The sequence below is a fragment of the Nitrospirota bacterium genome (genome assembly GCA_016207885.1).
Lineage (GTDB): Bacteria > Nitrospirota > Thermodesulfovibrionia > UBA6902 > UBA6902 > JACQZG01.
The window spans coordinates 24,222-36,988 of record JACQZE010000016.1 but is presented as its reverse complement, the minus strand read 5'-3'; the positions used below and the strand labels follow the sequence as shown (position 1 = coordinate 36,988).

Sequence of the window (12,767 nt, the reverse complement as noted above, 5' to 3'; positions counted from 1 at the left end):
CTATTGCTATTATATTTATATTATTATTCAATTGGTCATTATGTCTAAAGAAAATAGACAACTCAAAGAAATTGCGCTCTATTTCTTCATCCTGCTCTCTCTTTTCATTACATCAGGATTGGTTCACGCCGCTGCGACTCCTGCAGGAACCGTAATAAGCAACATAGCTAAAGCCAATTACAACATATCAGGCACACCTCAACCCATGGTGGAGGCCGCGCCCGTCAACTTCCTTGTTGACAGAAAATTAGATGTCAATGTCTCAGAGGCAAATGGAACAAGAACTGTTGCGGCGCCGGGAGACCAGGGGGCTGCGTATAAGTGCCTCGGCTTTAACGTGACCAACGAGGGCAATGCTCTGCAGGATTTCATACTCACTCTCTCAAACCAGGCAGGAGGCTCTGACCCGTTCGGAGGTACTGACAACTTCAATGTGACAGCAGGACTGACAGCGGTTGTTGATGACGGCGACGGCATCTGCAATGCTGGTGACACTGCGGACTACATCAACAACCTCGCTGCCGGCAGTACCGTGCGGGTATGGGTAAGAGGCGATATCCCATTGGCACAGGTTGAGGGGGATATCGCAGCCATCATCCTTACCGCTCAGGTCAGAGAGAGCGAAGGCGCACCGGGCGCGGCTATAACTGACGACAACGGTAGCATAGACATTCCTGAGATCATTGATGATGTATTTGCAGACGGCACCGGAGATACTGACAATAACAACGACGGCAGAGATTCCGACACAGACTCTTTCATTGTCGCAGGCGCCGTTGTGTCCTCAGTAAAGTCCGTCAGCATCCTTGATCCGTCAGGCGGCGCAGAACCGGTAACAGGCGCCGTCCTGACCTACACTATCAGCGTTACCGTGTCAGGCTCGGAGACCGCGCTGAACGTTGTGATAACAGACCCTGTCCCTGCAAATACTACATACAATCCAGGCACGCTCATGCTCGATGCAGTTGTTCTCACTGATGTCTCTGACGCTGACGCAGGCGATGTGGATGCCTCGACACCGGGGACTGTCACAGTGGGGCTTGGAAACCTTACATCCGCTTCACCGGCTCATACTATTACATTTAAGGCAACAATAAATTAATTCAGGAGGGAGAAAATGAAAAGATCTGTACTGTCTTCAATATCAATTCTGCTCATCGCCGTCTTGTTTCACAGCCCTGCATTTTCAGCGGAAAAAGAACATATCCTGCTCAATAATATCGCGGAGATGGAAAAGACGATTGTAAATGCAAAGGGCGAGAAAGAGATAGTGCGCGTCCCGGCTGCAAAGATCATTCCAGGTGAAGAAGTCATCTTCACAATAACCTACGAGAACATAAGCGGGAAATCTGTTGATAATTTCGTCATCGTAGACCCTGTGCCTGAGCACATGTTCTACAAGGAAGGCAGCGCGTCAGGCAAAGGCGCAGATATCACATTCTCTGTTGACAGAGGCAAAACCTACCATCTCCCCGAAAAACTGAAAATCATCGGCGAAGACGGAAAAGAGAGAAAAGCTGAAGCTTCTGAATATACAGATATCCGCTGGGCACTGAAGAACTCTCTTCAGCCCGGTGAAAAAGGAAAGGTAGAGTTTAAAGCAGAACTTGAATAGGCAAGATCATAAACAACAAATACGGAGGTGCTGATGGAGCAGAAAAAATTAAAAATCAGATCATGGAGGTGCTGATGGAGAAAATGAGAAAAAACAAAACATGGAGGTGTTAATGGAGAATCAAGATATCAGGAGGAGAAGATGAGACATCACAAACAAGAAACCGCAACAGGAAGCAAAACACTAAAAGGAGGAAATAAAATGAAACACGCAGGAAGAAGCACATTATTAGCATTGCTCTTTGTATGTGTGCTCGTATTCGGGCTCACGCTTTCAGCAATGGCAGCGCCTATCGGCACACCGGCAGGCACAAACCTAACAAACACGGCAACGATCAATTACGATGTAGGTGGCAACCCTCAGCCGCCGGAAACCACTAATACGCTGACCCTTGAGACCGACAGAAAGCTTGATGTCCTTGTTGACGAGTTCAGCAATGCGACACAGGCTGTTTCCCCCGGTGATACGGCAGCGACTATGACAGGAGGCAAGTGCCTCGGCTTTAATGTCACCAACGAAAGCAACGCAACGCTCGACATCCCGCTCACTCTGAACCAGACCGGAACAACAGACCCGTTCGGAGGGACAGACAACTTTGACATTGCCATTCTCGGAAACTGCGAGATCCGCCTTGACGACGGCGACAACACCTGTGAGACCTCAGCCTCTGACAGCACAATAACAAAGCTCGATGACCTGGCATCAGGTTCCACATCAAAAGTATGGGTCACCTGTACTATCTCCAACGCTCAGGTTGACGGTGACCTGGCTGCTGTAAGCCTTCTTGCTTCATTCGCCGAAACAACCGGAGTTGCTATCCCGACTGATGACAATGGAAACGCGGATATCCCCGGAACTGTTGATGATGTATTTGCAGACGGCGAATGTCTTTCAGGCGCATTACCGGCTGGCCATGGATGTGACGGCAATGACGCAGCCTATGACGGCAAACATTCTGACACCGACTCATTTGAGATCGCCTCAGCTGACCTTACGGTAGCAAAGACATCAGTTGTTTATTCAGACCCTGTTAACGGTGTATCAGCTGATGCAAAGGCAATACCCGGAGCGGTCATAACCTACACTATCACAGTCACCAACAACGGCTCGGCTAATGCTGAAAATGTTGTGGTCACTGACGACCTTACGACTATGGTAGACGCAGGTTACCTGGCATTCAAGACTGAGTATGATGACGCCGGGACCAACTGTGCCGCAGGTTACGGCATAGTCGTCAGCACCGCCTCAAGCGCCCCCGCTCCTGTAACATGCGAGACGAACGCAGGCAGTGACGACAGCGCTGATTACAATATCACTACAGTCAAGACTGTAACCGCGACAATCGGCACTGTTGCCAGCGGCGGCGGAGTTCAGACAGTGAAATTCCAGGTGACTGTTCAGTAGTGATCATGCTTTATGCAGGATTGATCCAATGATCTAAATATGCTGATACGTCATCTGACAGAATATGCAGATCAGGGCAGGCTGGCCGGCACATACCGGCTGGCCCGTCTCTGCATGGCCGCTGCGCCTGAAGCACATTCACGCGGCGGCCATACAAAGGCGAAAGCTATATTTGCGTCCCTGCTCATGTTCATACTGATGCTTCTTGCACCGTTTGCCGCGCATGCAGTCCCTGACGGAACAGAGATAACTAACACAGCACTTGCAACCTACGGCGTGGGTTCTGTAAACAACATCACCTCACCATCCAATACGGTCAAGACAGTTACGACTGTAAACCGCACACCCTCGATAATAGATTTTTTAAGATATTCACCTGAGAATCCTCTTGCGGAAGACTTAGATGTGGATGTTACATACCGAAGCGCCAGCGGGACTGAGTCAGGCCCGTTCGTGCCTATCCCCGCTCCAGATCCTTTTGGAAGCGCAGACCCTGTTGACCTCGACAGCCCTGTGCCGCTCGTGCCTGCGGATGTATACCACATAGGCGAGCCGTTCTTCCTCCGGCTTACAGACCTTGACCAGAATCTTGATAACCTGACAAGAGAGACCGTATACATCACCATCACTGTGGATGATACAGGCGACAGCGAACTTATACGCCTTACGGAAACCGGGCCCGGCACAGGCATCTTTGCCGGATACATCCCTTCAGCCAACGGCGCTGCCGGGACACTTAATGACGGGGTGCTTACCGTGACAATAAGTTCACATATCACCGCGCATTATACAGACATTGTTGACAACACTGACACAACGGCAGATGCCGCGCTGATAGACCCGTTCGGCATCGTATTTGACAGCGGCACAGGCCTCCCTGTTGACGGCGCGATAGTAACTATCATCAATACCGCCACGGGATTGCCTGCTGACGTCTTTTATGAAGACGGGATCACACCCTACCCCAACTCTGTCACATCAGGCGACCCTCTTATTTCATTCCCTCCGGGCGGATACAGATTCCCCTCCTTAGCCCCGGGAAGTTACCGCATAAGCATTACGCCGCCTGCAGGATTCTCGGCGCCTTCTGTAGTCCCGACCGCAGTGCTTCAGGCGCTTCCCGGATCTCCGTTCACCATTGTGGCTGGTTCAAGAGGCGAGACATTTACTCTGGTTCCGGGGCCTGCGCTTGAGATAGATATACCTGTAGACCCTTCATCCGGAGGTGTATGGCTCACAAAGTCTGCGACAAAGTCGATAGTTTCCGCGGGCGACTTCCTGCAGTACAGGCTTGAGCTTCAGAACCTGACCGCATCCCTTTTAACTGATATTACAATTACTGATCGGCTGCCTCTCGGTTTCCGCTATCAGCCAGGCTCCCTGAGGATTGACGACAATGCTTTCCCTGACCCCGCGGTCTCTTCAGACGCAAGAACGCTCACTATAACAGCCGGAGACATCGCTGCATCAACTACGGTTAGTATCAGCTATGTTGTCGAAGTCTCTGCCGGTGCAAAATCCGGCAACGCATCCAACACAGCCGTTGCCTCATCTCCTTCAGGCTTCACATCAAATATCGCCTCTGCAACGGTTGAGGTAAAGGAAGACCTGTTCCGCAGGAAGAGCATTATTACAGGCCGCGTCATAGCTGACAACTGCGAGGATAAAGAGGTTGAAGCGAATGACGGAGTTGAAGGCATAAGGATATACATGGAGGACGGCACTTATGCCCTTACCGATGTTGAAGGCAAATACCATTTTGAAGGAGTGGAGCCGGGAACACATGTAGTTCAGCTTGACATTGAGAGCATGCCTGAAAAGTACTGGGTGGTGCCTTGTGAAGAGAACAGCCGGTTTGCCGGGCGTTCCTTCTCGCAGTTCGTTGACCTGCAGGGCGGCGCCATGTGGCGCGCTGATTTCCATTTCGCTCTAAAACCAAAGGTCAGAGGAATTACATCTGCCGGGCTGACAAGTGAAGCCAACGGCGGCGGCATTGAACACAGCGTGCTGATAGACAGCCGGAAGGTACCGCTGCGGAATCTCCGCATGACCGTCATGCTTCCGGAAGGCAGCGCGTATATGGCTGGCTCAAGCATGATGCATGGCAAACCATTGCCCGACCCGACCCTGATATTCGGCTCCCTGACATACCGCCTCGGCGATGTTAAACAGGATAGTTTATTCAGAATAAAGTTCAGTACGCTCTCCGCCAAGACTGAAAAAGAGACAAATATAATCCTTACATTTGATACGCCCTCCGAAAAGAACCAGCGCCTCGTGCTGAAAGGAAACGGCAACGCATCCGCAGAGACTACAGGCCTTCTGCCGGGTGAAGAATGGGATGAGCGGGACGATGCCTCTGAACAGACGGCAGAGACGTCATTCCCTGAAAGCAGCTGGCTTGAATCAGCAGAACCAGGGCTTCAGTGGCTGTATCCTGAACCGGGATACAATATGGGTGTTCCGAGCATCAGGATATTTATAAAACATGACCCGGATGCAGTCTTTAAATTGCTTCATAACGGCAAAGAAGAAAACAAGCGCAACTATGACGGCATGACAAAGAACAGTGCCGGAACCCTTGCCGTCAGCAGCTGGACAGGAGTAAATCCGGTTGAAGGCGGCAACCTGTACGAGTTCATAACATTCGACAGGGAAGGAAATGAAACGGGCAGAATATCTTATTCTCTCCACCGCTCCGGCCCGCCTGTAAGGGCTGAACTTGTGGCTGAAGTATCTTCCCTTTCCGCAGACGGCAGGACCGCGCCTGTTATCGCAGTGCGCCTGTTTGACAAGTACGGATACCCTGTTCACGCGGGAACAGCAGGCCGTCTTTCAGTCAACTCTCCTTATGAGCTGTACAAAAAGATTGAGGCGTTCAGGAACGACCCTCTCTCAGGGCTTGATAAAGAGGAACCTCAATATGAAGTCGGCGAGGACGGCATAGCAAAGATAATGCTGATGCCCACATCAAACTCAGGAGAGGCTGTGCTTAAATTCCTCTTCAATGAGGATGAGCAGGAGATATCTGTATGGCTCAAGCCTGAGGAACGCGAATGGATAGTCGTGGGACTCGCGGAGGGGACGGCCGGATATAACACGCTTTCAGGGCATATGGAAAACCTTGAGGAGTCAGATATTAAAGAAGGCCTGTATGAAAACGGCCGTGTCGCGTTCTTTGCAAAAGGAAAGATACAATGCAAGTGGCTCCTCACCATGGCATACGACTCTGAGAGAGAGAGGGACGCGGAGCATGACAGCCTCTTCCATACAATAGACCCTGACACTTACTACACGCTTTACGGCGATGCTTCAGGCCAGCAGTATGATGCGGCGAGCGCGGAAAAGCTTTATATCAAGATCGAGCGCGACAAGTTCTACGCCATGTTCGGAGATTACAATACCGGCCTGACAGTCACTGAACTCTCACGATACAGCCGCAGCTTTAACGGCTTTAAGACCGAGCTTCAGACAGACAGTGTGAGCCTGAATATGTTCGCGAGCGAGACGAATCAGGGATTTGTCAAAGAAGAGATACGTGGCGACGGCACATCAGGCCTGTATCATCTCAATACTTCAAAGATAGTCTTCAACTCTGAAAAGATCGTGATAGAGACAAGGGACCGTTTCCGCAGCGAGGCAATACTTGAAACACGCATGCTTTCAAGGCATATCGATTACAACATCGACTATGACGCAGGAACCATATTCTTCAGGGAACCGGTATTCAGCAAAGACGAGAATATGAACCCGATATTCATAGTGATTGACTATGAAGTGAATGACCCTTCTCTGGGAAGTGAATACAATTACGGCGGCCGCGGCGCTCTCAAATTTGTCGACGGAAAGATAGAGACCGGCGCGACATACATACATGAGGGACAGACAGGAAATGAGGGAGACCTCTACGGCATAGATGCCACATTGAAGGTCACTGATAATACCGATATTAAAGCTGAATACGCGTCCACCCGCACTGAAGGCCTTGCTGACACAATTGCGGGCGATGCGTATCTCGCCGAGATAAGGCATAACTCGGAGAAGCTTGACGGTTCAATTTACTACCGTGAAACAGATGACGGCTTCGGCATGAACCAGCAGAACACAGGCGAGAGCGGCACCAGAAAGGCAGGCGCTGATATGAGGTACCACGTAACTGAAAGCCTGAGCCTTAACGCGCTCGCATACAGGCAGAAGAATAATATTTCCAGCACGCAGCAGGATCTCATTGAGGCAGGCGCTGATTATTCCACAGGCTCGTACGGCATCCGCACAGGCCTGCGCCAGGCAGAGGACACGCGGGAAGACGGCACAGTGAACCGTTCGCTTCAGGCAACGCTCGGAGGCAGCAAGGCATTCTTCAATAACAGGCTCATGCTGAGGGCAGACCGCGAGCAGTCTATCGGCAAGAGCAATGAGAGCCTTGACTTCCCTACCCGCACAACGCTCGGCGCAGATTACCTGGTGTCAAATACAGTTACATTATTTGCCGAGCATGAGCTTGCAGACGGCGAAGATATAGAGACTCAGGACTCGCGTATCGGAATGAGAACGATGCCATGGAACGGAGCAAGCATAAATACCGGCATGACACGCGAGTACAGCAAAGACGGAACCCGTGTATTTGCGACCATGGGACTATTGCAGACCTGGAAATATAATGACAAGTGGAGTTTTGACGGAGGTTTCGACCACAGCAGAACTGTCATAAATGATACGGTTACGGCTTTGCCGGCATCAATAGCTGCTGAAGACTTTTCAGCGCTCTCATTAGGCGCAACATACCGTGAGGAGAAGTGGACATGGAACTGGAGAGGAGAGGCCCGCAGCTCTGATACTGAAGACAAGTACGGACTGCTCACAGGAATTTACGGAGAAGTGAAAAAAGGGCTTGGCATGTCTGCCGGCATTCAGCTTTTTACAACAGAGAGCGTTTCCGGAACAAACACCCTTCTTGGTGATATCCGACTTGGCGCTGCGTACCGGCCGCGAAATACAAAATGGATAATCCTTGACCGTCTTGACTTCTATTTCCAGGAGGAGGACGGCCCTGATACTGACTTCAGCAGCTATAAGATAGTGAACAACATGAACGCGAATTACAAACCGGACAGGGAGAACCAGATATCATTCCAGTACGGAGCAAAATATGTCAGAGATACTTTTGACGGAGCTTCTTACAGCGGATTTACAGACCTTACCGGCATAGAAACGCGCCATGACATTACAAAACGCTGGGACATAGGAGCCCGCGGCAGCCTGCTTCATTCATGGAATTCAGATCAATATGATTACAGCGCGGGCGCATCTATCGGCTGCAATGTTGTTAAGAACGCATGGATAAGTTTAGGTTATAATTTCGCCGGATTTATTGACAGGGATTTCTCAGCCGGAAAATATACCGCAAAAGGGCCGTATATGCAGTTCCGTTTGAAGTTTGACCAATACAGCATGAAGGATATCGCAGGAAGTTTTTCAAAGAATAAGGAGCTTGATGATTATTAAAAAATTAAATTTAATAAAAACAGTTATATTTTTCTTTGCGATTTTAATGTTTGCCATTTCAGGAATGACGGGCAAAGCCGAAGCTGCTGTTACGCTTCTTGACAACGGCGGTGCCAACTGGAGCGCTCATACTGAAGGCACCCCATCTATAACAACTCATACCTATACCGCCCCTGCCGGCTCTGACAGGGCTGTGATAGTCGTTGTTACGGCAGAGGGAGGCCCTCCGACAATTTCAGGTGTCACAGTCGGCGGTTCGACAGCCACACTCATAACTACTCTTTCTCAAGGCGCCAATTATATCTGGGTCGGTTACAGATTGATAGGCACCTCGGCATCAACAACATCAGCTAACATAGCTGTAACATGGACCACCGCGCCTACAGCTGATGCCGCCATTCAGGCAGCAACATACGGAGACGTAAAGCAGACATTAGGGCAAGGGGCAGGCAACACAATAAACAGCATCGCAACGGGCAGTGATGGCAGTAATCCTGCTTATCCTGTAACTACCGGAACCAATGTTTTTAACGCAGCAGGCGGCGCTGTTAATAACGCACTTAACGGACAGGTTATATATGCTCACGCTGGAAACGGCGGCAGTGGTGTTGATAATGAAACCAATGTGGGCACATCAGCGGCATGGACTTTCACCGAAATGTGGGATGTTTATGTTACTGGAAACCGTGCAGCAGCCGGCCACAGCAATACAGCAGCAGGTTCCGGCACAGTAACTGTCAACTCCGCTACAAACACTAATCGCACTATTATTGTCGCATTCGCGTTAAATGAAGAAACAACAGTATCTAATGGAACTCTGGCATTCACCTCCGCAACCTACAGTGAGAGCGAAGCTGCCGGAACAACAGTAACCACTACAGTTTCCCGTACCGGCGGAAGTTTAGGCATTGTGACAGTTGACTGCAACACCGTTGCCGGCGGCACAGCTACAGCAGGCAGCGACTATACCACCGTGACCGCACAGACACTTACATGGGCTGACGGAGATATTGCCAATAAGACCTGCGCAATCCCGATAATTAACGATGCCCTTGATGAATCAAATGAGACCGTGAACCTTACGCTGACCAATGCCACCGGCGGCGCAACAATAGGAGCGCAGAACACCGCCGTGCTCACTATTACGGATAATGACCCTGCTCCCACAGGCACGCCTATTCTGCTTAACCATACATACGCCGGAAATTATGATTTTGTCGGAACAGGAGGCACACTGCGCACTGAGCCGAATACCGGCAATGCCTGTGCCGTGACCACAAGTGATTCAGCGTCTCTTTCGGGCATCCCGGCCGGCGCAACTGTTGTTTCCGCGCATCTTTACTGGGTAGGTTCAATGCAGACCCCCGGCACTGAAGACTATAACATTACCTTCGACGGAAATAATCTTATAGCTGATAACCAGCACCAGGAGCTCTTTGTATATGGAGGCGATAACTTATACTTCTTCGGCGCTGAAGAGGATGTCACATCAATAGTCGCGTCAAAAGGAAACGGGACATACACCTTCTCAAATCTGACGGTATATAACGGCGCCCCGCATTGCGCTCCACAGGCTGTTGTCGCCGGATGGTCGCTGGTAGTCATTTATCAGGACCTCATTACACCCGCCCCTTTAAGAGTGATAAATATATACGACGGCTTTGAATACTTCCAGTCAAGCCAGATCATCCTTACACCTACCAACTTCCAGGTGCCGACAGGGACTGCTTATACGGATTATGACGGAAAGCACGCCCACATAAGCTGGGAAGGTGATGAGACAAATTCCGGTTCGAGCGGCGGGTTCAGCGAGAGCTTGACATTCCAGGGGAGCAACCTTACTGATGCCTATAACCCTGCCGGCAACCAGTTCAACTCCACCATCAATTTCCTGGGAAGCAATACAAGTTACGGAGTTGATTTTGATATTTACGACGCTACTCCATACCTTACAGGCGGTGAGACATCTGTTACCACACGGTATTCTTCCGGCCAGGATCTGGTTCTTCTGAGCGCGGAGATAATCTCTGTGCGAAATACACCTGTGGCTGACCTTGAGATCATAAAGTCGCACACCGGCGATTTTATTGTAAGCGAGGTCGAGTCATTCAGTATTGTCGTTGCCAATAACGGCCCGAGCAACGAGACAAATACAATAACGGTCACCGACACCCTGCCGGCAGGGCTTACCCTTGACTCGTGGTCAGGTACAGACTGGTCACACCCGACAGCCACGACATGGACATACAACAACACACTTTCTTCCGGCGCAACCGCTCCGGTATTGACATTGAACGTGCTTGTCGGTTCTTCCGCATATCCCGGCGTTTCAAATACTGCCGCAGTCTCCAGCCCGACATTTGACAATGTTTCCAGCAACGACTCATCAACTGACAGCGTCACGGTCAGAAGGCCGAGCCTCATCACATCAACCAAGACCGTTGTTGACCTTAACGGCGGCTTTGCCGACCCCGGAGACACCATCCGCTATACCATCAACATCAATGAGAACGGCGGGGTTGATGCTGCAAATGTAAGCGTCACGGATAATATGCCGGCCAATATAGTCAACTTCACTGTCATCGGCATACCACCCGGCGCTGTGAACAGTTCGTCACCTGCTCCTGCAGGATCAAATAATACCGGTTATCTTAATATCACAGGATTCACCGTCCCTGCAAACGGCACCGTAACCGTTATCTTTGATGTTGACATCGCCGGCGGAACCCCGGGCGGCACACTGATAAACAATACCGCTACAGTAAATAATCCCAACGGCCCCGGCGCTGCACCGGCTGCCCCGACCGTTGTCGTGTCCCAGACAATTCCAGGCAATAAACAGCTCTATTTTCAGGCGCCTGACAGCGAGAACTCCCCTACCCAGCCGCAGAACATGAACCGCACCCCGCTCACCTCCGCACCCACTCCTGACAGGGTCAGGATTCTCAGGGAAGATACCCCGAGGGTATGGGCGCAGTCACCTGTTTTACAGTCTCCCCTGACAATAACCGGAAATATGTCAGTCACCCTTCAGCTTCGAAGGGACACCGACACCAATGACCGTCCTGTACGCGTTACAGTGGATTATCTGCCCGGGCCTGTAACTATCGGCCAAACAGACCTTACTATTTCGGGTGCTGCCTTGAGTACCACCGTTACAAATGCATTTACATTCCCGATCACCATAATACCCGCAACTCCCTTAACTATCCCCACAGGGGCGCAGTTAAGAGTGACCGTCAATAACGACCCGGGCGGCGGAACCGGCAGGGCAATCTATGTCTATCCTTACGATAGCACAACCGGAAATGTAACAGAACTTGAGATGGATGTCACAACAGTAGTCGATGTGAATAGCGTCAATTTTTATAATGCCGCTTATCCCGGAGGCTCGCTCCTCACAAATGTCGTTCCCAATACTACGGTATATATCCGCTCAGTAGTAAGCGACCCATTCGGAAGCTTTGACATCACAAGCGCAAAAATTGATATTATCAATCCCAACTTATCAACAGTAGTCTCAGGCGCCTCAATGACACAGGTCGCAGACTCAGGCGCCGCGACAAAGACATATCAGTATCAGTACACCTACCCTTCAGCAGGCCCGGTCGGCTTCTGGACAGCTAATGTTACATCCACCGAGGGAACCGAAGGCACGATAATAGACACTAACTTCGGCCTTATAAAGGTCGTGCTGCCTGACATTATAATGTTGAAGACAAGCATAACAGAATATGACCCTGTGAATGGAATATCGGCTGACGCAAAAGCCATTCCCGGAGCGGATATCATTTATACAATACAGGCTACAAATACAGGCGAAGGAGCCGTTGATAACGATACAACAGCGGTCACCGACCCGATACCTGAAAACACAAAACTCTATGTTGATAATTACGGCGGAGCAAACGGATGCGGCCCGATCGAATTCATTGACGGCTCGCCTACAAGCGGGCTGACATGTACCTTCGATACACTCGGCAGCATCACAGATGATCTCGCTTTCTCAAGCACAGCCCCGCCCGGCCCTTATGTTTACAATTACACCCCTGTCTCCACAGGAGGTTACGACCCTCTTGTCACGAGCATACGCATTAATCCCAAAGGAATATTTAACGGCACAGGCGGCGGCAACCCTTACTTCAGAATAAAGCTCAGGGTAAGGGTAAATTGATTGACTTCAAAGAGATGACGAGATTATTATATCCCTGCAATTTATAAATTATTAATTCAAGGAGCGTTC

General features: G+C 50.4%; 5 protein-coding genes. All 5 read left to right on the top strand.

Annotation, left to right across the window (positions count from 1 at the left end):
• Positions 1-40: 40 nt before the first annotated feature.
• The 5 genes from HY807_09110 to HY807_09090 all read left to right on the top strand — a co-directional run bounded on the left by HY807_09110 (position 41) and on the right by HY807_09090 (position 12,698).
• Complete coding sequence (locus tag HY807_09110; GenBank protein MBI4826560.1) at positions 41-1,102, top strand: hypothetical protein; 1,062 nt, start codon at positions 41-43, stop codon at positions 1,100-1,102.
• A 15-nt stretch (positions 1,103-1,117) separates the two neighbouring features.
• A complete protein-coding gene (locus HY807_09105) occupies positions 1,118-1,615 on the top strand; it encodes a DUF11 domain-containing protein (protein MBI4826559.1) in 498 nt (165 codons plus the stop codon).
• A 201-nt stretch (positions 1,616-1,816) separates the two neighbouring features.
• A complete protein-coding gene (locus tag HY807_09100) occupies positions 1,817-3,019 on the top strand; it encodes a DUF11 domain-containing protein (protein ID MBI4826558.1) in 1,203 nt (400 codons plus the stop codon).
• 39 nt (positions 3,020-3,058) lie between these two features.
• The gene (locus tag HY807_09095; protein MBI4826557.1) at positions 3,059-8,524 is read left to right on the top strand and encodes a DUF11 domain-containing protein; all 5,466 of its coding nucleotides are present in this window, start codon (positions 3,059-3,061) and stop codon (positions 8,522-8,524) included.
• A 46-nt stretch (positions 8,525-8,570) separates the two neighbouring features.
• Positions 8,571-12,698, top strand: coding sequence for a hypothetical protein (locus HY807_09090; protein MBI4826556.1), 4,128 nt, complete (start codon positions 8,571-8,573; stop codon positions 12,696-12,698).
• The last annotated feature ends 69 nt before the right edge of the window (positions 12,699-12,767 follow it).

Coding starts and splice junctions, on each gene's coding strand:
- HY807_09110 (MBI4826560.1), top strand. CDS start 41: ATGTCTAAAGAAAATAGACAACTCAAAGAAATTGCGCTCTATTTCTTC.
- HY807_09105 (MBI4826559.1), top strand. CDS start 1,118: ATGAAAAGATCTGTACTGTCTTCAATATCAATTCTGCTCATCGCCGTC.
- HY807_09100 (MBI4826558.1), top strand. CDS start 1,817: ATGAAACACGCAGGAAGAAGCACATTATTAGCATTGCTCTTTGTATGT.
- HY807_09095 (MBI4826557.1), top strand. CDS start 3,059: ATGCTGATACGTCATCTGACAGAATATGCAGATCAGGGCAGGCTGGCC.
- HY807_09090 (MBI4826556.1), top strand. CDS start 8,571: ATGTTTGCCATTTCAGGAATGACGGGCAAAGCCGAAGCTGCTGTTACG.